The 25587-nt window shown below is 69.5% G+C and carries 24 protein-coding genes; 14 read left to right on the top strand and 10 right to left on the bottom strand.

Annotation, left to right across the window (positions count from 1 at the left end; genetic code table 11):
- Positions 1-10: 10 nt before the first annotated feature.
- The 5 genes from sigM (at position 11) to ACWEVP_RS06195 (ending at position 4279) form a co-directional block, all read left to right on the top strand.
- A complete protein-coding gene (gene sigM, locus ACWEVP_RS06215) occupies positions 11-634 on the top strand; it encodes an RNA polymerase sigma factor SigM (RefSeq protein ID WP_033261039.1) in 624 nt (207 codons plus the stop codon).
- On the top strand, positions 631-1422 hold the full coding sequence (locus tag ACWEVP_RS06210) for a hypothetical protein (RefSeq protein WP_452061549.1): 792 nt from the start codon (positions 631-633) through the stop codon (positions 1420-1422). Before sigM ends, ACWEVP_RS06210 begins: the two co-directional genes overlap by 4 nt.
- A gap of 78 nt (positions 1423-1500) precedes the next feature.
- On the top strand, positions 1501-2493 hold the full coding sequence (trxB, locus tag ACWEVP_RS06205; protein ID WP_452061548.1) for a thioredoxin-disulfide reductase: 993 nt from the start codon (positions 1501-1503) through the stop codon (positions 2491-2493).
- 36 nt (positions 2494-2529) lie between these two features.
- Complete coding sequence (gene trxA, locus ACWEVP_RS06200; protein WP_072475336.1) at positions 2530-2853, top strand: thioredoxin; 324 nt, start codon at positions 2530-2532, stop codon at positions 2851-2853.
- A 277-nt stretch (positions 2854-3130) separates the two neighbouring features.
- Positions 3131-4279, top strand: coding sequence for an N-acetylmuramoyl-L-alanine amidase (locus ACWEVP_RS06195; RefSeq protein ID WP_452061547.1), 1149 nt, complete (start codon positions 3131-3133; stop codon positions 4277-4279).
- 209 nt (positions 4280-4488) lie between these two features.
- Here the strand turns inward: ACWEVP_RS06195 and ACWEVP_RS06190 are convergent, their stop codons facing one another.
- Positions 4489-5133, bottom strand: coding sequence for a GNAT family N-acetyltransferase (locus tag ACWEVP_RS06190; protein WP_452061546.1), 645 nt, complete (start codon positions 5131-5133; stop codon positions 4489-4491).
- A gap of 212 nt (positions 5134-5345) precedes the next feature.
- Here ACWEVP_RS06190 and ACWEVP_RS06185 point away from each other — a divergent pair, with 212 nt between their 5' ends.
- Both ACWEVP_RS06185 and ACWEVP_RS06180 read left to right on the top strand, forming a co-directional pair.
- On the top strand, positions 5346-6665 hold the full coding sequence (locus ACWEVP_RS06185) for an aminotransferase-like domain-containing protein (RefSeq protein ID WP_452061545.1): 1320 nt from the start codon (positions 5346-5348) through the stop codon (positions 6663-6665).
- Positions 6666-6693: 28 nt separating this feature from the next.
- Positions 6694-7638, top strand: coding sequence for a D-alanine--D-alanine ligase family protein (locus ACWEVP_RS06180; protein ID WP_364448534.1), 945 nt, complete (start codon positions 6694-6696; stop codon positions 7636-7638).
- Positions 7639-7761: 123 nt separating this feature from the next.
- Here the strand turns inward: ACWEVP_RS06180 and ACWEVP_RS06175 are convergent, their stop codons facing one another.
- The 9 genes from ACWEVP_RS06175 to rpmH form a co-directional block, all read right to left on the bottom strand.
- The gene (locus ACWEVP_RS06175; protein ID WP_452061544.1) at positions 7762-8760 is read right to left on the bottom strand and encodes a ParB/RepB/Spo0J family partition protein; all 999 of its coding nucleotides are present in this window, start codon (positions 8758-8760) and stop codon (positions 7762-7764) included.
- Complete coding sequence (locus ACWEVP_RS06170) at positions 8757-9683, bottom strand: ParA family protein (RefSeq protein WP_452061543.1); 927 nt, start codon at positions 9681-9683, stop codon at positions 8757-8759. The genes ACWEVP_RS06175 and ACWEVP_RS06170 overlap by 4 nt, the downstream gene beginning before the upstream one ends.
- 77 nt (positions 9684-9760) lie before the next feature.
- The gene (gene rsmG, locus ACWEVP_RS06165) at positions 9761-10444 is read right to left on the bottom strand and encodes a 16S rRNA (guanine(527)-N(7))-methyltransferase RsmG (RefSeq protein WP_452061542.1); all 684 of its coding nucleotides are present in this window, start codon (positions 10442-10444) and stop codon (positions 9761-9763) included.
- 147 nt (positions 10445-10591) lie between these two features.
- Complete coding sequence (locus ACWEVP_RS06160; RefSeq protein WP_452061541.1) at positions 10592-11128, bottom strand: DUF6886 family protein; 537 nt, start codon at positions 11126-11128, stop codon at positions 10592-10594.
- Between the two features lie 61 nt (positions 11129-11189).
- Positions 11190-11756: a Jag family protein gene (locus tag ACWEVP_RS06155; RefSeq protein ID WP_452061540.1), complete on the bottom strand. Its 567-nt coding sequence runs from the start codon at positions 11754-11756 to the stop codon at positions 11190-11192.
- Positions 11757-11783: 27 nt separating this feature from the next.
- A complete protein-coding gene (gene yidC, locus ACWEVP_RS06150; protein ID WP_452061539.1) occupies positions 11784-12896 on the bottom strand; it encodes a membrane protein insertase YidC in 1113 nt (370 codons plus the stop codon).
- Positions 12897-12901: 5 nt separating this feature from the next.
- On the bottom strand, positions 12902-13219 hold the full coding sequence (yidD, locus tag ACWEVP_RS06145) for a membrane protein insertion efficiency factor YidD (protein WP_452061538.1): 318 nt from the start codon (positions 13217-13219) through the stop codon (positions 12902-12904).
- A gap of 5 nt (positions 13220-13224) precedes the next feature.
- Positions 13225-13677 carry a ribonuclease P protein component gene (gene rnpA / locus ACWEVP_RS06140; protein ID WP_452061537.1) on the bottom strand — a complete coding sequence of 151 codons (453 nt, stop codon included), beginning with the start codon at positions 13675-13677 and terminating at the stop codon, positions 13225-13227.
- A gap of 21 nt (positions 13678-13698) precedes the next feature.
- A complete protein-coding gene (rpmH, locus tag ACWEVP_RS06135) occupies positions 13699-13842 on the bottom strand; it encodes a 50S ribosomal protein L34 (RefSeq protein WP_003082934.1) in 144 nt (47 codons plus the stop codon).
- 575 nt (positions 13843-14417) lie between these two features.
- On the opposite strand from rpmH, the gene dnaA reads away from it, so the two are divergent.
- The 7 genes from dnaA (at position 14418) to gyrA (ending at position 25551) form a co-directional block, all read left to right on the top strand.
- Positions 14418-16028 (top strand): chromosomal replication initiator protein DnaA, encoded by a 1611-nt coding sequence (dnaA, locus tag ACWEVP_RS06130; RefSeq protein WP_452061536.1) that lies wholly within the window; start codon positions 14418-14420, stop codon positions 16026-16028.
- Positions 16029-16816: 788 nt separating this feature from the next.
- Entirely contained in the window at positions 16817-17950 is a 1134-nt protein-coding gene (gene dnaN / locus ACWEVP_RS06125; RefSeq protein WP_452061535.1) for a DNA polymerase III subunit beta, read from the top strand.
- A 31-nt stretch (positions 17951-17981) separates the two neighbouring features.
- On the top strand, positions 17982-18872 hold the full coding sequence (gnd, locus tag ACWEVP_RS06120; protein ID WP_452061534.1) for a phosphogluconate dehydrogenase (NAD(+)-dependent, decarboxylating): 891 nt from the start codon (positions 17982-17984) through the stop codon (positions 18870-18872).
- Between the two features lie 10 nt (positions 18873-18882).
- Positions 18883-20037: a DNA replication/repair protein RecF gene (gene recF / locus ACWEVP_RS06115; protein ID WP_452061533.1), complete on the top strand. Its 1155-nt coding sequence runs from the start codon at positions 18883-18885 to the stop codon at positions 20035-20037.
- 130 nt (positions 20038-20167) lie between these two features.
- Positions 20168-20788 carry a DUF721 domain-containing protein gene (locus ACWEVP_RS06110; protein ID WP_452061939.1) on the top strand — a complete coding sequence of 207 codons (621 nt, stop codon included), beginning with the start codon at positions 20168-20170 and terminating at the stop codon, positions 20786-20788.
- Between the two features lie 197 nt (positions 20789-20985).
- The gene (gene gyrB, locus ACWEVP_RS06105) at positions 20986-22953 is read left to right on the top strand and encodes a DNA topoisomerase (ATP-hydrolyzing) subunit B (RefSeq protein WP_452061532.1); all 1968 of its coding nucleotides are present in this window, start codon (positions 20986-20988) and stop codon (positions 22951-22953) included.
- Between the two features lie 42 nt (positions 22954-22995).
- The gene (gene gyrA / locus ACWEVP_RS06100) at positions 22996-25551 is read left to right on the top strand and encodes a DNA gyrase subunit A (protein ID WP_452061531.1); all 2556 of its coding nucleotides are present in this window, start codon (positions 22996-22998) and stop codon (positions 25549-25551) included.
- Positions 25552-25587: the final 36 nt, after the last annotated feature.

Genomic DNA, 25587 nt, shown 5'->3' with positions numbered 1-25587 from the left:
GCTCTGCCGGGTGACAGCTGCAGCTCCCACGGATGCGGATCTGATAGCGGCTCACGCCGCGGGGGACCCCCATGCGTTCAGCGAACTCGTCCAGCGACATCGCGACCGCATGTGGGCGGTCGCCCTGCGCACGGTCCGCGACCCGGAAGAGGCCGCCGACGCGTTGCAGGACGCGTTCATCTCGGCGTTCCGGGCGGCCGACAAGTTCCGGGCGGAGTCGCAGGTCACGACGTGGCTGCACCGGATCGTGGTGAACGCCTGCCTCGACCGGATCCGCCGCCGCCAGGCCCGCCCGACCGTGCCGCTGCCGGAGACCGGCTTCAACGAGCCGGCCACCCCGCGCGACTCGATGGCCGAGCGCGAGACGAGCCTGCTGGTGCGCGAGGCGCTCGACCAGCTGCCCGAAGAGCAGCGCGCGCCGATCGTGCTCGTCGACGTCGAGGGCTACTCCGTCGCCGAGACGGCCAAGCTGCTCGGCATCGCCGAAGGCACCGTGAAGAGCCGGTGCGCGCGGGGCCGCGGAAAACTCGCGAAGGTTCTCGGACACCTGCGGAACCCCGATGCGATTGCGAACGTCCCAACTCACGAAAGCAAACGGGCCGGGCGCCAGCCGGGTAGCGGGGAGGGACGATGACGGACGAAAGCCGGGGGATCGGGGGGACCGTCGGTCCGCCCTGGTCTGTCGACGTGCTCGCCGATCTCCACGCCGGCGTCCTGGACGACGCGCAGGCGGCCGAGCTGTGGCCGCTGGTGCACGCCGACCCGGAGGCCCGGGAGATCCTGGCCGCCCTCGACGCGACGCAGGCCGACCTGGCCTCGCTCGCCGACGCGCCCGCCCCGCCGATGCCCGCCGAGTTCGCGGCCCGGCTGGACGCGGCGCTGGCCGCCGAAGCAGCCGCCCGCTTTCCGGACCGAGCGCAGCCGGCGCCACGGACGGCACCGGAGCAGGGGGACGCCCAGGTGGTGGACCTCGCGGCCGCACGGCGGCGCCGGAACAAGCGGCTCGGCTGGGCCGCCGGCGTCCTGACCGCGGCCGCGGCGGCGATCGTCGCCGTGACCATCGCGATCCCGAACACCGCCCAGCAGAGCGGCACTCCCAACGTGGCCGCCCCGGCACCCACGGGCCCGTCGGTCGGCAGCGACGGCAGCGGCGCGCAGGCCCTGATCGGCAAGGCGGTCGGCGTCCGCGACTTCGGCCCCCTGCAGACCGAGGACAGGCTGGACGCGTGCATCGCGGCCGCCGGGCTCGACCCGAAGGTGCGGCCGGAGGGCATCCGCCCGGTGAACGTCGGCGGCAAAGCCGGGGTCATGATCATCCTGACCACCGGCAAGCTCGCGCAGTTCCGGCTCGTGGCCTTCGGCGCGGACTGCGGGCCCGGCAACCCGGCTGTGCTGTTCGACAAGGTCGTCGGGGAGAAGTAGCGGCTGTCACCTCTGGGAACATGGCCACCTACGATCGTGTTGAGCCTGGTACAGGTCACTACGAGCGGAGGTCAACGGGTGGCTGCCGAGGAAATCAGGAACCTGATCGTCGTCGGGTCGGGTCCTGCGGGATACACCGCTGCCGTCTACGCGGCGCGGGCCCAGCTTGAACCGCTGGTGTTCGAGGGCACGCAGTTCGGCGGCGCGCTGATGACGACGACCGAGGTCGAGAACTTCCCCGGGTTCCGCGACGGCATCATGGGTCCGGACCTGATGGAGGAGATGCGCAAGCAGGCCGAGCGCTTCGGCGCCGAGCTGCGCGCGGAGGACGTCGAGTCGCTGGAGCTGACCGGGGACGTCAAGTACGTCGTCGCGAACGGCAAGCGCTACGCCGCCCGTGCGGTCATCCTCGCCATGGGCGCGGCGGCGCGGTACCTCAACGTGCCGGGCGAGCAGGAGCTGCTCGGCCGCGGTGTCTCGGCCTGTGCGACCTGTGACGGCTTCTTCTTCCGCGACCACGACATCGTGGTCGCCGGCGGTGGCGACTCGGCGATGGAGGAGGCGACCTTCCTGACGAAGTTCGCGAAGTCCGTCACCGTCGTCCACCGGCGCGACGAGTTCCGCGCCTCCAAGATCATGCTCGAGCGCGCCCGCGCGAACGAGAAGATCAAGTGGAAGCTGAACTCGCAGATCACCGGGGTGCTCGGCGACGGCAAGGTCGAGGGCCTGCAGCTGAAGGACACCAAGGACGGCTCGGAGTCGACGCTGGACGTGTCCGGCTTCTTCGTCGCGATCGGCCACGACCCCCGTAGCCAGCTGGTGAAGGGGCAGGTCGACCTGGACGAGGACGGCTACGTCGTGACGAAGGGCAAGACGTCCTTCACGAACCTCGACGGCGTCTTCGCGGCCGGCGACCTGGTGGACCGCACTTACCGGCAGGCGATCACCGCGGCCGGTTCCGGATGCAGCGCCGCGATCGACGCGGAACGATGGCTCGCGGAGCACGGCGAATCGGACGCGCACGAGGCAGCCGAGCTGGTCGGCGGCGGCTACGGCGCGGGCACCAACTGACTTTCCGGCGTTCAACCACCCCTTGGAGGAGAAACCATGGCCAACACCGTCAAGGTGACCGACGCGACGTTCGTCGACGAGGTCCTGACCAGCGAGAAGCCGGTCCTCGTCGACTTCTGGGCCACCTGGTGCGGCCCGTGCAAGATGGTCGCCCCGGTGCTCGAGGAGATCGCGGCCGAGAAGGGCGACAAGCTGACGATCGCCAAGATCGACATCGACGAGAACCCGAACACGCCGCGTGACTACCAGGTGATGTCCATCCCGACGCTGATCCTGTTCCAGGGCGGCAAGCCGGTCAAGCAGATCGTCGGCGCCAAGCCGAAGGCCGCGCTGCTGTCGGACCTCGCCGACGTTCTCTGAGTTCCAGTACTCCCGGCGGACCCGGGGCCTGCGAGAACCCCTCTCGTGGACCCCGGGTCCTTCGCCGTTCGGGTTAATGCCACCGCTGTGGGTGAATCGAGCGTGACGGAGGCCACCAAGCGTGCGCCACCATCGGGCTCTTGACGTACCTACCGGGCCTGCGCTGTCACCGAGAGTTCGCAAGGCACAATAGAAGACCTGGGCCCGTCCCAGCGAAGGTTTTCTTGCCACGCACCGAGCCCCCCGACTCGGTGCCCTAGGAAAGAGCGAGGAGTGCATGCGGGTACTCCGCCGCGGTGACGCCGGTCCGGACGTCGCCGAGATCAGGTCCATCCTGGCCGGGATGGACCTGCTCCCGCCGGTCACCGGTACCGACGACTACGGCACGTTCGACGTCGCCGTCGAGCACGCCGTCCGTGCCTTCCAGCAGCGCCGTGGGCTGATGAGCGACGGCATCGTGGGTCCGGCGACCTTCCAGGCGCTCAAGGGCGCCAGCTACCACCTGGGCAGCCGTCCGCTGTCCTACCTGATCTCGTCGCCGGTGCACGGCGACGACGTGTTCACGCTCCAGGAGCGGCTCACCGAGCTCGGCTTCGACGCCGGCCGCCCGGACGGCTACTTCGGCCCGGCGACCGAGCGCGCGCTCAAGACGTTCCAGCGCGACATGCGCCTGACGCCGGACGGCGTCTGCGGCCCGGCGACCATCCGCGAGCTGCACCGCCTGTCCTCGCCGCGCGCACGCGGCGGTCGCCCCGTGTTCCTGCGCGAGCAGGAGCAGGTGCGCCAGGCCGGTCCCCGCCTGCGCGGCAAGCGCATCGTGATCGACCCCGGCCACGGCGGCGACGACCTCGGCGTGGTAGCCGGCGGTCTGCGCGAGGCCGACATCGCCTGGGACCTCGCGCGCCGCCTCGAAGGCCGGATGAAGGCCACGGGCATGGAGGCGCTGATCTCCCGGGGCCCGAACCACAGCCCGACCGAGCTGGAGCGCGCCAAGTTCGCCAACGACGCGGGCGCGGACCTGTTCCTCTCGCTGCACAGCGACAAGAACTCGTCGCCGCGTGCGCAGGGTGTCGCGAGCTTCCACTTCGGCAACGGCAACGGCACGACGTCCACGGTGGGCGAGCTGCTGGCCGGCTTCATCCAGCGTGAGGTCGCGGCCCGCACGGGCCTGCAGGACAACCGCACGCACTACAAGTCGTGGGACATCTTCACGCGCACCCGCTGCCCGGCCGTCCGGATCGAGATCGGCTACCTGACGAACCCGGACGACGCCCGCAAGCTCGGTGACCCGGCGTTCCGCGACATCGTCGCGGAGGGCATCCTGATCGCCGTCAAGCGGCTGTACCTGCTCGGCGAAGGCGACCAGCCGACGGGAACGTTCACGTTCGCCGACGTCCTGGCGCACGAGCTCGCGAAAGCCGAATAGGGCCGACCACAACCCCTAGCGGCTCACCTTCACCCGCCCCACCACCCCTGGGGACGCACGCGCTGCGTCCCCAGGTTTCGGGGCAGTAATCCACAGCTTTTCCACCGCGCCTAGCAGCGCTCTGTGGATAACTCGGCACTTCTTCCACAGTTGTGCACACGCGCGTTTCAGCCGTGCTCGAGCACGGACGCAAACGTTTGCGGGGTGGGTCAGGCGCGGCCGAGGCTGGGCTCGGCCGTCGTGATCGTCACCTGGCCGAGCAGCCGCTCCAGCGCCGCCTCGACGTCTTCCTTCCAGGTGATCGCCGAGCGCAGCTCCAGGCGCAGGCGCGGCCACTTCTGGTGCGGGCGGACCGTCTTGAAGCCGACGCTCTGCAGGAACGCGGCCGGCAGCACGCAGCTGTGCCCGCCGTCCGGGTCGGACTCGTCGGGACGGGCGTCGCCGAACGCTTCGATCGCGCGGACGCCGCGTTTGGTCAGGTCCTTGGCGACCGCCTGGACCAGCATCCGGCCGAGGCCACCACCGCGGAACTCCGGGAGGACCTGGAACGCCGTCAGCAGGACCGCGTCCGCGCTGGGCGGGGACGTCGGGAAGGCCAGCGCGCGCGGGACGGCGTTCGGCGGGGCGTACAGCACGAACCCGACCGGCAGCGTGTCGCTGTAGACGATCCGGCCGCAGGAACCCCACTCGAGCAGGACGCTGGAGACCCAGGCTTCCTTCTCGACCTCGGTGGCGCCGAACTCCTCGGCTTGGTTCTTCAGGTGCGGGGCCAGCTCCCAGTACACGCACCTGCGGCAGCTCTTCGGCAGGTGCTCCAGGTTGTCCAGTGTGACGCCCACGACGCGACGCGACACCCGCGACCTCCCCTGACCTACTGCTCCCGACCGGCCGCCCGGTCGTCAAGCCGCGTTCGACCGCGGCACGACACGGGAGCCACGGTCGAGGATAGGCCGATGTGACGAGCGCCGAAAGGTCAGGGGGTCCGGATGGGTGCCCGGTTACACTCGACGGGATCTGCTGCGCTCGTTCCAGGCAGCCCATCCATCGAGCCCCGGGTGAATCGTCGATGACCGAGAACCGCCCCAGCAAGCGCCCACACGGCCGCCAGAACCTCGACCCGCACCTCGAGCGCTACGCCGCGCGTACCGCCGGGATGACCGCTTCCGAGATCCGGGCGCTCTTCGCGGTCGCCAGCAGGCCCGAGGTGGTTTCGCTGGCCGGCGGCATGCCGAACCTGGCGGCGCTCCCGCTCGACACGCTCTCGGCGCAGGTGGCGGAGATCATCGCCGAGGACGGCCTCGTCGCGTTGCAGTACGGCTCGGCGCACGGCGTCCCGGTGCTGCGCGAGCAGATCTGCGAAATCATGGCCCTGGAGGGCATCAAGGCCCACCCGGACGACGTCGTGGTGACCGTCGGCTCCCAGATGGGCCTGGACATGGTCACGCGGCTGTTCTGCGACCCGGGTGACGTCGTGATCGCCGAAGGCCCCTCGTACGTCGGCGCGCTGGGCTCGTTCGCCGCGTACCAGGCGCAGGTCGTGCACGTGGCGATGGACGACAACGGGCTCGTGCCGGAACTGCTGCGTGAGGCGCTCGCGCAGACGGAAAAGGCCGGCCGGCGGGTCAAGTTCCTCTACACGATCCCGAACTTCCACAACCCCGCCGGCGTCACGCTGGCCGTCGAGCGCCGCGCGGAGATCCTGGAGATCTGCCGCGAGCACGGCGTCCTGGTCGTCGAAGACAACCCATACGGGTTGCTCGGGTTCGACGGCCAGACGTACCCGGCGCTGCGCTCGACCGACCCCGACAACGTCGTGTACCTCGGGTCGTTCTCCAAGACGTTCGCCTCCGGCCTGCGCGTCGGCTGGGTGCTCGCGCCGCACGCCGTGCGCGAGAAGCTCGTGCTGGCCGCGGAGTCGGCGACGCTGTGCCCGCCGACGTTCAACCAGATGATCGTGTCGCGCTACCTGGCCACGCACGACTGGAAGGGCCAGATCAAGAAGTTCCGCGAGAACTACCGCGAGCGGCGTGACGCGATCCTGTCCGCGCTCGACCAGTACCTGCCGCCGGGCTGCTCGTGGACCAAGCCGGACGGCGGGTTCTACGTCTGGGTGACGGTGCCGGAAGGCGTCGACACGAAGGCGATGCTGCCGCGTGCGGTGACCGCGCGGGTGGCGTACGCGTCCGGGACCGGCTTCTACGCCGACGGGTTCGGCAGCCGCCAGATGCGGCTGTCCTACTGCTACCCGACGCCGGAGCGGATCCGTGAGGGCGTGCGGCGGCTGGCCGCGGTGCTGGAGTCCGAAATGGATCTCGCGCGCACCTTCGGTAACGTGAGCGCGCGCCAGATCCAGGGACCGCAGACGCCGTCTCCCGACACGGTCTGAAATTCGTTCCAGCTAAGGAGTTCCCACGGTGGTCGACCGTACCGTTGCCGTGCTCGCCGGCGGGCTTTCGCACGAACGCGACGTCTCGCTGAGGTCCGGGCGACGGCTCTCCGCGGCGCTCAAGTCCGAAGGCCTCGGCATCGAGGAGTGGGACACCGACGCGGGCCTGCTGGAGCGCCTGCGCACCCAGCGGCCGGACGCGGTCGTCGTCGCGCTGCACGGCGGCGAGGGCGAGAACGGCTCGGTGCAGACGGTGCTGGAGATGCTGGACGTGCCGTTCGTCGGCACCGGCTCCCAGGGCTGCCGCCGCGCGTGGGACAAGCCGACCGCAAAGGCGCTCATCGAGAACGCCGGGTTCACGACACCGGGCTGGGTCGTGCTCCCGCACAGCACGTTCCGCGAGCTGGGCGCCCAGGCGGTCCTCGACGCGATGGTCGAGCGCCTCGGCCTGCCGCTGATCCTCAAGCCCGACCAGGGCGGCTCGGCGCTCGGCACCCAGGTGGTCCGCGAGGCGGCGGAGCTGCCGGCAGCGATGGTCGGCTGCTTCGCCTACGGCGACACGGTGCTCGCCGAGCGGTTCGTGGACGGCGTCGAGGTGGCCGTGACGGTCATCGAGGGCGAGAACGGGCCCGAGGCCCTGCCCGCGGTCGAGATCGTGCCGGAGAGCGGCGTGTACGACTACACGGCCCGCTACACGGCCGGCCTGACGGACTTCTTCACCCCGGCGCGCCTGGACGACGCCGCGGCCAAGGCGGTGGCCGAGCTGGCCGTCGCCGCGCACCGCGTGCTCGGGCTGCGGGACATCTCCCGCACCGACGCGGTCGTCGCCCCGGACGGCACGGTGCACTTCCTCGAAGTGAACCCGTCGCCGGGGCTCACCGAGACGTCGACGGTGCCGATGGCGATCGAGGCCGCGGGCAAATCGCTCGGCACGGTGTTCGGCGAACTCATCGGGCGCGCGATCTCCCGCTGACTTTTCCTACGCGAAAGGCCGCCTCGGAATCTCCGTGGCGGCCTTTTTCGTGTGATCACCAACCGTGTTCACCGGGACTGCTTTGAGCAATCATCACCGTGACGAAACACCCCGGGGTGATCCCTAATCGGTTTTCGGTGTCTGATTCGTCCCATTCGCATCGATGATCGCGACGATCCGCTCGAGGTCGTCGACCGACCCGAATTCGAGGGTGATCCGGCCCTTGCGGCGGCCGAGGTCGACCTTCACCCGCGTGTCGAACCGGTCCGAAAGCCGGTTCGCGAGCTCCTGCAACCCCGGCGCCTGGATCGGCTTGCGCGGCGCGGGCTTCGGCTTGGCCGGCTTCTCGCTCTTCTTGAGCGTGACGGCTTCCTCGGTCGCCCGGACCGACATGCCCTCCGCGATGATGCGGGCGGCGAGCTCTTCCTGGCTTTCGGCGTCCTCCAGCGAGAGCAACGCGCGCGCGTGGCCGGCGGACAGGACGCCCGCGGCCACCCGGCGCTGCACCGGCAGGGGGAGCTTCAGGAGCCGGATCGTGTTGGTGATGACCGGACGGCTGCGGCCGATCCGGCTCGCCAGCTCCTCGTGCGTGACCGCGAACTCGTCGAGCAGCTGCTGGTACGCCGCCGCCTCTTCGAGCGGGTTCAGCTGGACGCGGTGGATGTTCTCCAAGAGCGCGTCGCGCAGCATCGACTCGTCGGCGGTCTGCCGGACGATCGCCGGGATCGCCTCCAGCTCCGCCTGCTGCGACGCGCGCAGCCGGCGTTCGCCCATGACGAGCTCGTACTCGTCGTTCCCGAGTTCGCGGACCACGATGGGCTGCATGAGCCCGAATTCGCGGATCGAGTGCTCGAGTTCGGCGAGCGCGTCTTCGTCGAAGACCTGACGCGGCTGCTTCGGGTTCGGCTTGATCGAGCCGACCGGGATCTCGCGGTAGACAGCGCCGGCGACTTCGCCGCCGTGCTGCTTCGCCTGACCGTTCGCCGCGAACCAGCCCTTGTCCTCGGCCGCCTTCTTGTCCGCCGCCGCGTCCGGGGACGCGGGCAGGGGACCGCCGGGGGCGGGCCCGGTCGGGATCAGGGCGGCGAGGCCGCGCCCCAGCCCTCCTCGGCGCTCGGTCATGTCGAACTACCCTTCTCCAGCTGTGCGCCGCGCTCGGCGATCTCCTTGGCCGCGTCGACGTAGCTCATCGCCCCGCGCGAACCAGGATCGTAAGCGAGGACGGTCTGGCCGTACCCGGGTGCCTCCGACACCTTCACGCTGCGGGGGATGACCGTCTTCAGGACGGTGTCACCGAAGTGGTTGCGCACCTCGTTCGTCACCTGGTCGGCCAGCTTGGTCCGGCCGTCGTACATGGTGAGGAGGATCGTCGAGACGTGCAGCTCGCGGTTGAGGTGCTGCTGCACGAGCTCGATGTTGCTCAGCAGCTGCCCGAGACCTTCGAGCGCGTAGTACTCGCACTGGATCGGGATGAGCACCTCCTGCGCGGCGACCATCGCGTTGACCGTCAGCAGGCCGAGCGACGGCGGGCAGTCGATGAAGACGTAGTCGACGCCGATCTCGTCGAGGATCTCCGAGGAGATGGCCTCCTTGAGCCGGGACTCGCGGGACGCCATCGAGACGAGCTCGATCTCGGCGCCGGCGAGGTCGATCGTCGCGGGGACGCAGAAGAGGTTGGGGGACTGCTCGGTGGGCTGCGCGGCGTCCGCGAGCGTCACCTCGCCGATGAGCACCTCGTAGATCGACGGCGTCCCGGACCGGTGGTCGACGTCGAGCGCGGTGCTCGCGTTGCCCTGGGGGTCGAGGTCGACGACGAGCGTCTTGAGCCCGTGGACGGCGAGCGCGGCGGCGAGGTTGACCGTGCTCGTGGTCTTGCCGACGCCGCCCTTCTGGTTGGCGACGGTCAGCACGCGACGACGGCCGGGGCGGGGGAGTTCCCCCTCCTTCGGGTGCAGCAGACGCGCGGCGCGGGCGGCTTCTTCGGCGATCGGGGTCCAGCCCACGTCGGGGGTGGTCTCCGTGGAGTCGGACGGCGGGGGATTCACCGGTCTCGACACCTCCTCCATGTAGACGTCTGGTCGGTGGTCGAGTCGCGTCGTTTCACGTGGAACATCGCGGCCCGTTAACGCTTCTTGCTCCGCGCCTTCGGCTTGCTTGCTGCTGGGAGGCGACGGATCTTCACGACCGTGCTGGGGACCTCCAGCACGGCGGCACCGCATTCGACGATCAGTGGTTCGGCCCCGCCGGCCTTGCGGATGGCGGCGCCGTCCCGGTCGATCTCGTCCGCCGCGCTGGCGCCCTTCAGGGCAACCAGGAAGCCGTCGGGACGAACGAGCGGCAAGCACCAGTCCGCGAGCCGGGCGAGCGGGGCGACCGCGCGAGCGGTGACGATGTCGGCGCCACCGAGCTGCTCACGCACAGGCCGCTCCTCCGCGCGTCCACGGACGATGGTGATCGGGAGTTCCAGCTTCTCGGCCACCTCGGCCAGCCAGTCCACCCGGCGGGCCATCGGTTCGAGCAAGACGATATCGAGGTCCGGTCGCGCGATCGCGAGCGGTACTCCCGGAAGCCCGGCACCCGACCCGACATCGACGACGCGAGCGCCCTCGGGCATCTGCTCACCGATGACGGCGGAGTTCAGGACGTGCCGCTCCCACAGCCGCTCGACCTCCCGCGGCCCGATCAACCCGCGCTCCACGCCGTGACGCTCAAGGAGTTCGACATACCCAGCGGCTTGGTCCACCCGCGCACCGAACACCCGCTCCGCCGCGGCCCGCACCGCCGCGGCGGCCTGATCCAAGCTCACTCCGTCTACTCCTCGTCCGCCGGTTTCACGTGAAACCGCGCTTCTCCGATTGTCCCCGATGTCGACTCGAAAACGAGCCGACGAGCCGCAGATGTGGACAACTACACTCGCTCAGCCATCTTCGAGTGGGCGGTTCCACGTGAAACATCATCGATGTAATTCGCCGGGCCGCGGCCGGGCGTTCCGCAACCGGATGCCGCTGAAGCCGAGCGAGCTCTCCGCCACGGCGTCCACGAACCGCCACAGGTTCGGCAGTACCCGAAGCTCGATGCCCGCCTCCTCGTGCAACCCCAGGAGGTCGCCGACCGGCTCCGGCAGCCCCAGCGCCGAGACCGCCGACTCCGCCACCATCGCGTGCGCGTGCTCGCCGAACGACCGGAACGACGAAGCTGCGAACCGGTACGCGTACAACCGGACCGCTCGCATCGCCTCGAGCCAGCCGTACTCGATCGCGTGCACGCGATCGGTCCCGAGCCACGCGCGGTCCGCGTCCGTCGTCGACGGCACCACCCACGCCATCGCGCGCGGGCACTGCCGGGGGAACCAGTAGTCCGGCGCTCGTTCCGCGCCGACCGCCCAGACGTACGCCTCCGGCTGCTGAGCCGTCGCGGCCACGTGCGGCTCGAAGCGGGTGATCGTCGGGTCCTCCGAGAAGTGGAGGACCTCACCAGGTGCCGGGCGCATACCCACAAAAAAGCGGCCCCACCTGACCGAGTCAAGTGGGGCCGCTGCCGGAGCCGGTGGGTCAGGACTCCGGGAAGATCACCACGCGGCGCTTGGGGTCCTCGCCCTCGCTCTCGCTCGTGACGCCGGAGACCGCCGCCACCGCGTCGTGGACGACCTTGCGCTCGAACGGGCTCATCGGCTGCAGCCGCACCCGCTCGCCGCTCTGCAGGACCGACTCCGCCGTCGACCGGCCGAGCTCGCGGAGCTCCTCGCGGCGGTCCGCGCGCCAGCCCGCGATGTCCAGCATCAGCCGGCTGCGGGAGCCCGTCTCCTGCTGGACCGCCAGCCGGGTCAGCTCCTGCAGCGCCTCGAGCACCGTGCCGCGCGGGCCGACGAGCTTCTCGAGGTCCTCGCCGCCGTCGATGCTCACGATCGCGCGGCCGGCTTCCACGTCCAGATCGATGTCACCGTCGTAGTCGAGCAGGTCGAGCAGACGCTCGAGGTAGTCGCCGGCGATGTCACCCTCCTGGACGAGGATGTCGTCACCACCCGCCTTCTGCTCACCCCCTTCGTCCGTGGAAGCGGCCTGCTCCGGGGTCACGTCGTCCTTATCGGCGTCGATCGTGTCGATCGTCTCCGACATCATTCGTCTCCTCTCCGAACCGGTCGCGCCTCAGCGGCGCTTCCGGCCCGACTTCCTGGTCGAGTCTTTGAGAAGGCCCGGCACCCCGGTGCCGTTGTCCTTCGAGCCGTTCTGGCCGTTCGCGTCGGCCGGGGTCTGGTCGCCGTCGGTGGACGCCGCCGACGAGGTCTGCGCGAAGCCGTGGGCCGAGCCCGCCTTCGTGACCTTCTTCGACGAGCCGCTCTGGGCCGGCTGGTTCTTCTTCTGCTGGACCGGCTTCTGGCCGACCTTCGGCGCGGTCGGCTTCTGACCCGGCTTCGGGCCGAGCGACGCGCGCTTCTCCGCGGCCTCCGCCTTGCGGGTCGCCTCTTCCTTGTCGATCTTCGTGTAGACGAGGCGCTGCTGCATCAGGGTCCAGCCGTTGTTCGCCAGCCAGTAGAAGAGGAGGCCGAGCGGGAACAGCGCACCGAAGACGAGCACACCGAGCGGGAAGATGTACATCGTCAGCTTGTTCATGATCGCGGTCTGCGGGGTGGCCGACGCGGCGTTCTGCCGGGCCACCGAGTGCCGCGCGGTGAGGTGCGTGGCGATCGACGCGACGATCATCAGGGGCAGCGCGACCGGGAGCACGCTCCAGTGGAAGCCGACGTTCGTGGCCCCGCCGCTGACGACACCGACACCGTTGTAGACGGCCTCACCGAGGTTGACGCCGAAGAGCTTCGCGTTGACGTAGGACTCGACGTCGTGCTGGGTGAAGAAGTAGTTCTCGGTCTTCGGACCGCCACCGGGCGGCGGCATCGTGAACGCGCGGAGGACGTGGTTCAGGCCGATGAAGACCGGGATCTGGAGCAGCATCGGCAGGCAGCTGCCGAGCGGGTTGACGCCGTGCTCGCGCTGGAGCTTCTGCATCTCCGCGGCCTGGCGCTGCCGGTCGTTCGCGTACTTCTTCTGGATCTTCTTCATCTCCGGCGCGAAGTCCTGCATCTTCTTCATCGACCGGACCTGGTTCACGAACGGCTTGAACATGATGCCGCGGACCGTGAACGTCAGAAAGATGATGCCGAGGATCCAGGAGATCGCCGCGGCTTCCCCGAAGACGAACCCGAAGACCTTGTGCCAACACCAGAGGATGAAGGACACGGGGTAGTAGATGAAATCGAGCACTGCTGCTACTCCTCGATCGGTGTATCAGGTCGTCGGTGGCGCCACGAGAACTCCTCGGGCACGGGATCGCGGCCGGGCGGTGTCCACGGGCCGCAGCGCAACAGCCGGCGCAGCGCGAGGTAGGAGCCGCGGCCGGCACCGTGCCGGGTGAGGGCTTCGACTGCGTACGCGCTGCAGCTCGGGTAGAACCGGCAAGCCGGTGGGAGGAAAGGCGAGATCGCCTTGCGGTAGAGCTTGATGGGGAGCAACAGGACCCAGGCGACGGGACCGGGCCGCGGGGGCGGGGTCTCCACGTCGTGGTCGTGCTCGGGGGTGGCTCGCATGCCGGTCACATCGCAGATCCGTGGTCGGGGGCCGCGTCGGCGGGACGCGCCGGGCGGGGGACATCCCCGGCCGGACGACGCGACGGTGGAAGACCCAGCCGACCCGGCACCAGCCCCAGACGACGCAGTGCGGCGTCAAGATCGGCTCCGAGCTCGGCGCTGGACGCGGTCGCGGACGGCGGCAATGCCCTAACGACCAACGCACTGCCGGGCGGCAGGGTTCCGAGGCGGGCGGAAACGAGGTGACGCAGCCGCCGGGTGACGCGGTGGCGGACCACCGAGTTGCCGACGGCCTTGCTCACCACAAAACCCGCCCTGGTCGCCGACGAGTCGGCGACCACGGACGGGTCCGTGGTCAGCGCGTGGACGACGAGGCGGCGCCTGCCTGCCCGGGACCCGCGACGGAGAACCACGCGGAAATCCTCACTCCGCCGCAGACGTGCGGCAGCCGGCAGCACGGCGCGCCCCGACGTGCCGGATCAGGCGGACAGCGCGGCGCGGCCCTTGCGACGGCGGCCCGCCAGGATGGCCCGGCCGGCACGCGTGCGCATGCGCAGGCGGAAGCCGTGCGTCTTCGCGCGGCGACGGTTGTTCGGCTGGAAGGTGCGCTTACCCTTGCTCACTGCTTCTCCTGTGTCTCGCGTCGGGCGGCGGAATCTCTTCCCCCGCCTGGCGTGTCGTGCGGGCGCACGGCAGTCTCTGGTGTCTCCTACCAACGTGTGGCCTCGTCACGACGAGCGACGACAACGTGGGCACGCGAATAGCACCCGTCGCATACGGGAGACCTTACGAGGGTACGCACCCCCGTCGGGCGGCCGGTAACCACCCCCTCGGCCACGGTCCGCGACCGGCCCGCCGGGGCGAGATCATCGACGCCGGGGCACCGAATGGCAACACGCCGTACACCGTGAAATGCTTGCGACCCAGGATGCCTTGTGGCAGCGGGCGGGGCTTGTTAGCGTGCCTCTCTCGGGTCACCGGTCGAGGTGCACGAGTATCCGGGTGGTGGAGTGCCCACCGGCGTACGACGAGCCCGCAGGTGGCGTCGCCGCGGGTCGCCGTACATTAGTGCACAGCTGTGGACAACTATGTGGATATTCGCTGTGCCGGTGCACACGCGGGTCCGCTGATGCGTACCGGACCGCGTGACCAGGGGCGTTCGGCCGTCCACGCCGACGAGGGGAGGGGAGCCAGACCGGTGTCGGAGCACCAGCACAATCTGGGCGTCATCTGGGAACAGGTGGTACGCGAACTGTCCGACGGGACCCTGTCCCCCCAGCAGCGCGCGTGGATGCGCGTGACCCGCCCGATCGGCCTGCTCGACGGCACCGCCCTGCTGGCGGCCCCCAGCGACTTCGCGAAGGAAGCGATCGAACGCGGCCTGCGCGGCGCGATCACCGACGCCCTCTCCCGGCGGCTCGGCCGCGCCATCTCCCTCGCGGTGAAGGTGGACAGCGCCGAGACCGTCGCGCCGTCGCCCGCGCCCCGGTACGTGCCGTCACCCGGCCGGGTGGAAAACGGCGCGAGCCCCGAGCCCGCTCCCGCGCTGCCCGCCAACGGCGCGCCGATGATGCCGCCGCCGCGTCCCGAACCCGCGCCGCCGATGCCGCCGCACCCCTCCGTCGCGGCGAAGCCGGACGACGGCGACGACACCGATGAAGAGGTGGACGAAGAAGGCGAGGCGCTCGCCGCCGTCCACGAGATCTGGCCGACGTTCTCCGGCCAGCCGATCGCCGGCCAGCCCTACACCGCGCCGGCGCAGCCGCAGACGTCGAAGACGAAGCTGAACGAGAAGTACACCTTCGACACGTTCGTCATCGGCGCGTCCAACCGCTTCGCGCACGCGGCCGCGGTCGCCGTCGCCGAAGCGCCGGCCCGCGCGTACAACCCCCTGTTCATCTGGGGTGAGTCCGGGCTCGGCAAGACGCACCTGCTGCACGCGGTCGGCCACTACGCGCAACGGCTCTTCCCGGGCATGCGCGTCCGGTACGTCTCGACCGAAGAGTTCACGAACGACTTCATCAACTCGCTGCGCGACGACCGCAAGGTCGCGTTCCAGCGCCGCTACCGCGACATCGACATCCTGCTCGTCGACGACATCCAGTTCCTGGAAGGCAAAGAAGGTACGCAGGAGGAGTTCTTCCACACCTTCAACACCCTCCACAACGCGAACAAGCAGATCGTCGTCAGCTCCGACCGCCCGCCGAAGCGCCTCGAGACGCTGGAAGACCGGCTGCGGACGCGGTTCGAGTGGGGTCTCATCACCGACATCCAGCCGCCCGAACTGGAGACGCGTATCGCGATCCTCCGCAAGAAGGCAGCGCAGGACCGGCTGGCGGTGCCCGGCGAGGTCCTCGAGTTCATCGCTTCGCGCGTCGAGGCGAACATCCGCGAGCTCGAAGGCGCGCTCATCCGCGTCACGGCGTTCGCGTCGCTGAACCAGCAGCCGGTCGACGTCGGGCTCGCGGAGATCGTCCTGCGGGACCTGATCCCGGACTCGCACGCGCCGGAGATCACCGCGCCGACGATCATGGGTGTCACGGCGGAGTTCTTCGACGTGACGCTCGACGACCTGTGCGGCCCCGGCAAGACGAAGGCGCTCGCCACCGCCCGCCAGATCGCGATGTACCTCTGCCGGGAGCTGACCGACATGTCGCTGCCGAAGATCGGGCAGACGTTCGGCGGCCGCGACCACACGACCGTCATGCACGCGGACAAGAAGATCCGCAAGGAGATGGCCGAGCGCCGGCGCATCTACGACCAGGTGCAGGAGCTGACGTCGCGCATCAAGCAGCGCGCCCGCCAGTAGCACATCCCTTACCTCCCAACGACTTCGGGGCGTCCGCACAAAGTGGACGCCCCTTCGTCGTCTTCGGACGAAGTCGGGAAAATTCTTTGTACACAAGGAAGTTTCCCCATGGTGTGGGCGGATTGCCCACAGTGCCAACGGATCTCCCATCAGCGACGACGCCGGATTCGTCCACACCCCGCCCACAGGTGATCCACAGGGAATCCACACCCTTGTCCACGCTGATTCCACAGGTTGCCCACATTCTGTGCACAGGACGACCAGGTCACTCGGTAGGGCGAACCGGACGCCTCTGCGCACCCCCAGACCCTGGGGACGGATCGCCCCACACCTGGGGACAACCGTGGGGACAACTGGGCCCGGCTGTGGACGAATCGGGGATCGCCCGAAACCATCCACGGACGCCCCGATCTACCCACAGGACTGCCACCACGGTTCTCCACATGCCCGCGCGCCCTCCGACCTGCGCGAACGAGCTCGATCCACACAATCCACACCGCTTACTACTGCTACTGCCTTTAGATCTCTTCTAAGAGAGAACAAAACAAAAACAGGCGATGGACGAAGTTGGGGACAGCCGCGAGAACGTGTCGGCAAGTCGACAAAGTCAAGGGGAGGCCGAGGTGACGTCGGGGCCCGCGACGGCCTAACGTGGACGCCTGCACCTGGTCCGCGCTCCGCCGCTCACGCGGGAGGGCGGACCGGCCGGAGGGGGCAGCCGGTCACTGCCCCGCGAGAACGAGGCCTGGCCCGAGCCACGAGCGCTCGGTCGTCGAAAGGATGCGCGCATGAAGATCCGCGTCGAGCGTGACGGGCTCGCCGACGCCGTCGCGTGGGTGGCCAGAAGCCTCCCCTCCCGGCCTCCGGTGCCGGTTCTCGGCGGTGTCCTGCTCGACGCCGGTTCGGACGGCGACTCCGACGCCCTGACCGTCTCGGGCTTCGACTACGAGGTCTCCGCCACGGTCGGCGTCCCGGCGACGATCGCCGACGGCGGCCGCCTGCTGGTCTCCGGGCGCCTCCTCGCCGACATCACCAAGGCGCTGCCCGCGCAGCCGGTCGAGATCTCCGTCGACGGCGCGCGCGCCACCATCACGTGCGGCACCGCGCGGTTCTCCCTGCCGACCATGCCGGTCGAGGACTACCCGCAGCTGCCGTCCCAGCCCGCCTTCGCCGGCGAGCTCGCGGGCGACGCGTTCGGCCAGGCCGTCACCCAGGTCGTCGTCGCCGCGGGCAAGGACGACACGCTGCCGATGCTCACCGGCATGCGGCTGGAGATCTCCGGCAGCTCGCTGACCCTCGTCGCGACCGACCGGTTCCGGCTCGCCATGCGCGAGTTCACCTGGCAGCCGGCCGAGGGGCTGGCCGACGCCGCGGTGCTCGTCCCGGCGCGCACCCTCGCCGAGGCCGCCAAGACGCTCGGCGCGAGCGGCGCCACGATCCGCCTCGCGCTCGCCAGCGGCGAGAGCCTGCTCGGCCTGTCCGGTTCCGGGCGCTACACGACGACCCGCCTGCTCGACGCGGAGTTCCCGCCGTACCGGCAGCTGCTGCCCGCGTCGCACACCTCGCGCGCGGTCATCGACGTGTCCGCTCTCACCGAGTCCATCAAGCGCGTTTCACTGGTGGCCGAGCGGGGGACTCAGGTACGACTGGAGTTCGGGGACAACTCGCTGCGGTTGTCCGCGGGCGGCGACGACGAGGGAAGCGCCGAAGAGGAGCTTCAGGTCGAGTACGAAGGTGAGCCGGTGACCATCGCGTTCAACCCGGGTTACCTCGTCGACGGCCTCGGCGCGCTCCACAGCGACCGGGCGGAGCTGACGTTCACCACGCCGAACCGGCCGGCGCTGATCAAGCCCGCCGACCCCGAGGGCAACGTCGTCCCCGGCTACCTCTACCTCCTGATGCCGGTCCGCCTCCCGGGCTGACCCGCTTTTCTTAGCACGTAAGGGGATCTCGATGGTTCAGCTCGGTCTGATCGGCCTGGGCAAGATGGGCTTCAACATGCGTGAGCGGCTGCGCGCGGCCGGTCACGAGGTGGTCGGCTACGACCGCAACCCGGACGTCAGCGACACCACGTCGCTCGAAGACCTGGTGTCCAAACTGGACGGCCCGCGGATCGTCTGGATCATGGTGCCCGCCGGTGAGCCGACGCGGCAGACCGTCACCGAGCTGAGCAACCTGCTCTCCGCCGGCGACATGGTGATCGACGGCGGCAACTCGAAGTACACCGACGACAAGCTGAACGCCGACCTGCTGGCGGCGAAGAGCATCGGCTACGTCGACTGCGGTGTGTCCGGTGGCGTGTGGGGCAAGGAGAACGGCTACGGCCTGATGGTCGGCGGCGCGGCCGCCGACGTCGAGAAGGCGATGCCGATCTTCGACGCGCTGCGCCCGGAAGGTCCGCGCGAAGAAGGCTTCTCGCACGCCGGCGACGTCGGCGCGGGGCACTACGCGAAGATGATCCACAACGGCATCGAGTACGGCATGATGCAGGCCTTCGCCGAAGGCTTCGAACTGCTCGAGGCCGCGAAGGTCGTCAAGGACGTGCCGGCCGTGATCAAGGGCTGGCAGCGCGGCACGGTCGTCCGGTCCTGGCTGCTCGACCTGCTCGTGCGCGCGCTCGACGAAGACCCGGAGCTGGACGACCTCGAGGGCTACGTCGAGGATTCCGGCGAGGGCCGCTGGACGCTGGAAGAGGCGATCAACAACGCGGTGCCGGCGCCGGTCATCTCGGCCGCGCTGTTCGCGCGCTTCGCCTCGCGCCAGGAGCACTCGGCCGCGATGCGCGCGGTGGCCGCGCTGCGCAACCAGTTCGGCGGGCACGCCGTGAAGAAGGTCGGCGGGTAAGGAGCAGCTGGTGTATCTGCGTCACCTGCAGGTCACCGACTTCCGCTCCTGGCCGCAGGCCGATCTCGCGCTCGAACCGGGGCCGACCGTGCTGGTCGGCCAGAACGGTCGCGGCAAGACCAACCTGCTGGAGGCGATCGGGTACGTCGCGACGCTGGGCTCGCACCGCGTCGCGACGGACGCGCCGCTGATCCGGCACGGCTGCGAGCGCGCACTGGTGCGGGTCGCGGTGGTCAACGACGACCGCGAGCTGACCGTCGAGCTCGAGATCACCAACGGCCGCGCGAACCGCGCCCGGGTCAACCGCGGCGCGGTCGGCCGGCCGCGGGACGTGCTCGGGATCCTGCGCACGGTGCTCTTCTCGCCCGAGGACCTGGCGCTCGTCCGGGGCGACCCGAGCGAGCGAAGACGGTTCCTCGACGAGCTCCTCGTGCTGCGCGCGCCGCGGTACGCGGGGGTCCGGGCCGACTACGAGAAGGTGCTGAAGCAGCGCAACGCCCTGCTCAAGACGGCGGGGAAGCGACGCACTGGCCGCGAAGACCCGTACGCGCTTTCGACGCTGGAAGTCTGGGACGACCACCTCTCGGTGGCGGGCGCGGAGCTGCTGGCCGCACGCCTGAACCTCGTCGCGGACCTCGGGCCGTACGCAGCCGCGGCGTACATGGGGGTCGCGCCGGACTCCCGGCCGGCGAAGATCTCGTACAAGTCGTCGCTGGGAGACGCCCTGCCGGAGACGTACGGCGTACCGGATGGCGAACGGGCGCAACCCGAAGTCCTCAAAGACGTCCTGCTCAAGGCGCTCGGTGAAGCCCGGAAGGCCGAACTCGAGCGCGGGATCAGCCTGGTCGGCCCGCACCGGGACGAGCTGGAGCTGATCCTGGGCCAGGCGCCGGCCAAGGGGTACGCGAGCCACGGGGAGTCGTGGTCGTTCGCGCTCGCCCTCCGGCTCGGCAGCTACGAGCTGCTGCGCGGGGAGGCGGGCGAGCCGGTGCTGCTGCTCGACGACGTGTTCGCCGAGCTGGACCGCAAGCGCCGGGCCCGGCTGGCCGAGGTGGCCGCGAGCGCCGAACAGGTGCTGGTGACCGCCGCGGTCGACGAAGACGTGCCCAGCGAGCTGGCCGGCGGCCGGTTCGTGGTGGCGGATGGTGAGATCACGCGTGGCTGAGCAGCGCGAACCGGGACCGGCAAGATCGACTCGCACACCCCGTGTGACCGTCGACACAGCAGTTACCCACCGATCTGGGGACAAACCTGTGGACAGTGTGGATAAACCCGTGCCCGAGTTATCGCCGCGCGTGACCAAAACCCCGGAACAGCCGCTTGACGCCCCCCGCGCGGGGGGTAACCCACGTGAGCAAGTCACTTCGGGTACGCAGAGTGAAAGCGGCACTGCTCCGAACGGGCAGACCGGCCGGGACCTCGCCCACGCCGCCCTCGAGGCGGCGAAGGCCAAGGCCAAGGAACGCGGGACGTCGCCGGGCTACCGGCGCCGCGCGGTCGGTGGAGGCGGCGGAGGCCAGAACCCCCGGCGTCGCCGCTGGTCGGGGCCCGGTGCGGACCCGCGCGACCCGCAGCCGCTCGGCCGGCTCGTCTCCCGGCTGGTCACCGACCGCGGCTGGAACGAGAGCGTGACGACCGCGCGCGTCTTCGCGCAGTGGGCCCGGCTGGTCGGCGAAGACGTCGCCGAACACGCCCAGCCGGTCGCGCTGAAGGACGGCGAGCTGACCGTGCGCGCGAGCTCCACGGCGTGGGCCACCCAGCTGCGGTTGCTGCAGGGGAAGCTGCTGCACAAGATCGCGGCGGGGGTCGGCAACGGCGTCGTCAAGCGGATGCGGATCCAGGGTCCGACCGCCCCGAGCTGGCGGAAAGGGCCCCGGCACGTGCCGGGGCGCGGCCCGCGTGACACGTACGGCTGACCCGGGTTGCGCGATGCTCGGTTGAATGCCCCGAGAACGCATCCAGACCTCCCGAAATACGTCAAGACTCGGCTCGGACCGATTTCGTCCGTCTGTGACGCGCTCAGGGGTGTCCTTGCCGCATGCCAGCGGACGCGGCCAAGTACACTGGGAGGGAGCGAGCGTCCGCTCGGGCGAGACGAGGAGAAACAACGCCTGTGACCGAGAACAAGAGCGAGTACAACGCGTCGTCGATCACGGTGCTCGAAGGCCTCGAAGCGGTCCGCAAGCGCCCCGGCATGTACATCGGTTCCACCGGTGAACGCGGCCTGCACCACCTCGTCCAGGAGGTCGTGGACAACTCCGTCGACGAGGCGATGGCGGGTTACGCCACCAAGGTCGAGGTTACCCTCCTCGCGGACGGCGGGGTGCGCGTCGTCGACGACGGCCGCGGCATCCCCGTCGACATGCACCCCAAGGAGCAGAAGCCGACCCTCGAGGTCGTGCTGACCGTGCTCCACGCGGGCGGCAAGTTCGACAGCGACTCCTACGCGGTGTCCGGCGGCCTGCACGGCGTCGGCGTCTCCGTGGTGAACGCGCTGTCGACGAAGCTGCTCGCCGAGGTCAAGTACGGCGGCCGCAGCTGGCGCCAGGAGTACACCGACCAGGTCCCCGGCCCGCTCGAGGACCTCGGCCCGGCGTCGGAGACCGGCACCACGATCACCTTCTGGGCCGACAAGAACATCTTCGAGACCACGACGTACAACTTCGAGACCATCTCGCGCCGGCTGCAGGAGATGGCGTTCCTCAACAAGGGGCTGACGCTGTCCCTGCGCGACGAGCGCGTCGCCGACGAGGAGACCGAAGAGGACGCCGAGGGCAAGGTCGCGCGGGTCAAGGAGAAGACCTACTGTTACCCGGGCGGGCTCGAGGACTTCGTCAAGCACATCAACGGCAGCAAGGACCCGATCCACTCCAGCGTGATCTCCTTCGACGCGAAGGGCACCGGCCTCGAGGTCGAGGTCGCCATGCAGTGGAACACCGGCTTCACGCCGTCGGTCTACACGTTCGCCAACACGATCAACACGCACGAGGGCGGCACCCACGAGGAGGGCTTCCGCGCCGCGCTGACCCGCGTCGTCAACGCGTACGCGCGCGACAAGAAGCTCCTCAAGGAGAAGGACGCCAACCTGACCGGTGACGACGTGCGCGAGGGCCTCGCCGCGATCGTCTCGATCAAGCTGGCCGAGCCGCAGTTCGAGGGCCAGACCAAGACCAAGCTGGGCAACAGCGAGGCCAAGACGTTCGTGCAGCAGACGTCGAACGAGTGGCTGGCGGACTGGTTCGAGCGCAACCCCACCGAGGCGAAGACGATCATCAACAAGTCGATCTCTTCGGCCCAGGCCCGGATGGCCGCGCGCAAGGCGCGTGACCTGGTCCGCCGCAAGGGCGCGCTGGAGATCGGCGGCCTGCCCGGCAAGCTCAAGGACTGCCGCTCGACCAACCCGGCGGAGTGCGAGCTCTACATCGTCGAGGGTGACTCGGCGGGCGGCTCGGCCAAGGAGGGCCGGGACTCGATGTACCAGGCGATCCTGCCGATCCGCGGCAAGATCATCAACGTCGAGAAGGCCCGCATCGACCGCGTCCTCAAGAACACCGAGGTCCAGTCGCTGATCACCGCGCTGGGCACCGGCATCCACGACGAGTTCGACATCCAGAAGCTGCGCTACCACAAGATCGTGCTGATGGCCGACGCCGACGTCGACGGCCAGCACATCACGACGCTGCTGCTCACCCTGCTGTTCCGGTTCATGGCGCCGCTGATCGAGCACGGCCACGTCTTCCTGTCGCGGCCGCCGCTGTACAAGATCAAGTGGCCGCGGGCGGAACCGGAGTACGCGTACTCCGACCGCGAGCGCGACGCCGTCATCCAGGCGGGTGTCGAGGCCGGCAAGAAGCTCCCGAAGGACGACGCGATCCAGCGCTACAAGGGTCTCGGCGAGATGAACGCCGAAGAGCTGTGGGAGACCACGATGGACCCGGCGAACCGGCTGCTGGGCCAGGTCACGATGGACGACGCCGCCCAGGCCGACGAGCTGTTCTCGGTCCTGATGGGCGAGGACGTCGAGGCCCGCCGCTCGTTCATCACGCGCAACGCCAAGGACGTGCGCTTCCTGGACGTGTAGGCGTCCCCCTCCCGTCCGACACCCCGCACTCGAGAAGGACCCATGACGGAAACTCTGCCGCCGGCTCCGGACCACGACCGGATCGAACCGGTCGACATCCAGCAGGAGATGCAGCGCTCCTACATCGACTACGCGATGAGCGTCATCGTGTCGCGCGCGCTGCCGGACGTGCGGGACGGCCTCAAGCCGGTCGCCCGCCGGATCCTGTACTCGATGTTCGACTCCGGCTTCCGGCCGGACCGCGGGTACAACAAGTGCTCCCGCGTCGTCGGCGACGTCATGGGCAACTACCACCCGCACGGCGACTCGGCGATCTACGACGCGCTGGTGCGGCTCGCCCAGCCGTGGTCGCTGCGCTACCCGCTGATCGACGGCCAGGGCAACTTCGGCTCGTCGGGCAACGACCCCGCGGCCGCCATGCGGTACACGGAGTCCCGGCTCGCGCCGCTGGCCATGCAGATGCTGGCCGACATCGAAGAAGACACCGTCGACTTCTCGGACAACTACGACGGCCGGACGCAGGAGCCGGACGTCCTGCCGTCGCGGTTCCCGAACCTGCTGGTCAACGGCGGTTCCGGGATCGCGGTCGGGATGGCGACCAACATCCCGCCGCACAACCTGCGCGAGGTGTCCGACGGCGTCGTCTGGGCGCTGGAGAACCCCGAGGCGACCGACGACGAGCTGCTGGCCGCGCTGCTGGTCCGCATCAAGGGCCCGGACTTCCCGACCAAGGCGATGATCCTCGGCACGTCCGGCATCGAGGACGCCTACCGCACCGGCCGCGGCTCGATCCGGATGCGCGCGGTCGTCGAGGTCGAAGAGGACGCGAAGGGCCGCACGATCCTGGTCGTGTCCGAGCTGCCGTACCAGGTCAACCCGGACAACCTGGTCGAGAACATCGCCAACCTGGTCCGCGACGGCAAGCTCACCGGCATCGCCGACATCGCCGACGAGTCCAACAGCCGCTCCGGCATGCGGATCGTCGTCACGATCAAGCGGGACGCGGTCGCGAAGGTCGTGCTGAACAACCTGTTCAAGCACACCCAGCTGCAGCAGAACTTCGGCGTCAACATGCTGGCCCTGGTCGACGGCGTGCCGCGCACGCTGCGGCTCGACCAGATCATCCGGCACTACGTGAAGCACCAGATCGAGGTCATCGTCCGGCGGACCCGGTTCCGCCTGAAGAAGGCCGAAGAGCGGGCCCACATCCTGCGCGGGTACGTCAAGGCGCTGGACATGCTCGACGAGGTCATCGCGCTGATCCGGCGGTCGCCGTCCGCGGACGAGGCCCGGCCGGCCCTGATGGAGCTGCTGGACGTCGACGAGATCCAGGCGACCGCGATCCTCGACATGCAGCTGCGGCGCCTGGCCGCCCTGGAGCGCCAGCGGATCATCGACCAGCTGGCCGAGATCGAGCTCGAGATCGCCGACCTGAAGGACATCCTCGACAAGCCCGAGCGGCAGCGCGCGCTGATCCGCGACGAGCTGATGGCGATCGTCGAGAAGTACGGCGACGACCGGCGCACGAAGATCATCGGCTTCAGCGGCGACGTGACCGACGAAGAGCTCATCGCCGTCGAGGACGTCGTCGTCACCATCACCCGCACGGGGTACGCCAAGCGAACGAAAACCGACCTGTACCGCTCGCAGAAGCGCGGCGGCAAGGGCGTGCAGGGCGCGACGCTCAAGCAGGACGACATCGTCCAGCACTTCTTCGTCTGCTCGACGCACGACTGGATCCTGTTCTTCACGAACAAGGGGCGCGTCTACCGGACGAAGGCGTACGAGCTGCCCGAGGCCAACCGCAACGCGCGCGGCCAGCACGTGGCGAACCTGATGGCGTTCCAGCCGGACGAGCAGATCGCCCAGGTCATCGAGATCAAGAACTACGAGGTCGCGCCGTACCTGGTGCTCGCCACCAAGCGCGGCCTGGTGAAGAAGACCAAGCTCACCGACTTCGACTCGAACCGCTCCGGCGGCCTGATCGCGATCAACCTGCGCGAGGGCGACGAGCTGGTCGGCGCGGTGCTGGCGGCGGCCGAGGACGACCTGCTGCTGGTGTCCGCGGAAGGCCAGTCGATCCGCTTCCACGCGACCGACGAGGCGCTCCGGCCGATGGGCCGCCCGACCTCGGGCGTGCTGGGGATGCGGTTCAACGACGGCGACGAGCTGCTCGGCATCAGCGTCGTCAAGGAGGACAAGTTCCTGCTGGTCGCGACCGACGGCGGCTACGCGAAGCGGACGGCGATCGAGGACTACCCGGTCCAGGGCCGCGGCGGCAAGGGCGTGCTCACCATTCAGCACGACCGGAAACGTGGCAGGCTGGTGGGTGCGCTCATCGTCGACGCCGAGGACGAGCTGTACGCGATCACCTCGAGCGGCGGCGTGATCCGCACGCCGGCGGGCGACGTCCGCAAGGCAGGACGGCAGACGAAGGGGGTCCGGCTGATGAATCTCGGCGAAGGCACCACTCTTCTCGCCGTCGCACGCAACGCGGACGAGCCCTCGGACGTCGCCAATGGTGACGCCGGCGAGGACGCACCGGCTCCGGAAGCACCTGACGCGGGTGAGGAAACGACGGCCACGCCGGAGCAGTAAATTTGCTCTCCGACGACGGCCCCACGGCACGGGTAA

It is taken from the genome of Amycolatopsis sp. NPDC003865, from assembly GCF_053605345.1.
Note: the sequence above shows the minus strand (reverse complement) of the source record. Positions and strands in the feature narration are given on the sequence as shown.

Coding starts and splice junctions, on each gene's coding strand:
- gyrA (WP_452061531.1), top strand. CDS start 22,996: ATGACGGAAACTCTGCCGCCGGCTCCGGACCACGACCGGATCGAACCG.
- ACWEVP_RS06175 (WP_452061544.1), bottom strand. CDS start 8,760: ATGACCGAGCGCCGAGGAGGGCTGGGGCGCGGCCTCGCCGCCCTGATC.
- ACWEVP_RS06185 (WP_452061545.1), top strand. CDS start 5,346: ATGACCGAGAACCGCCCCAGCAAGCGCCCACACGGCCGCCAGAACCTC.
- ACWEVP_RS06195 (WP_452061547.1), top strand. CDS start 3,131: ATGCGGGTACTCCGCCGCGGTGACGCCGGTCCGGACGTCGCCGAGATC.
- ACWEVP_RS06155 (WP_452061540.1), bottom strand. CDS start 11,756: ATGATGTCGGAGACGATCGACACGATCGACGCCGATAAGGACGACGTG.
- trxA (WP_072475336.1), top strand. CDS start 2,530: ATGGCCAACACCGTCAAGGTGACCGACGCGACGTTCGTCGACGAGGTC.
- yidD (WP_452061538.1), bottom strand. CDS start 13,219: ATGCGAGCCACCCCCGAGCACGACCACGACGTGGAGACCCCGCCCCCG.
- dnaN (WP_452061535.1), top strand. CDS start 16,817: ATGAAGATCCGCGTCGAGCGTGACGGGCTCGCCGACGCCGTCGCGTGG.
- gnd (WP_452061534.1), top strand. CDS start 17,982: ATGGTTCAGCTCGGTCTGATCGGCCTGGGCAAGATGGGCTTCAACATG.
- ACWEVP_RS06160 (WP_452061541.1), bottom strand. CDS start 11,128: ATGCGCCCGGCACCTGGTGAGGTCCTCCACTTCTCGGAGGACCCGACG.
- ACWEVP_RS06210 (WP_452061549.1), top strand. CDS start 631: ATGACGGACGAAAGCCGGGGGATCGGGGGGACCGTCGGTCCGCCCTGG.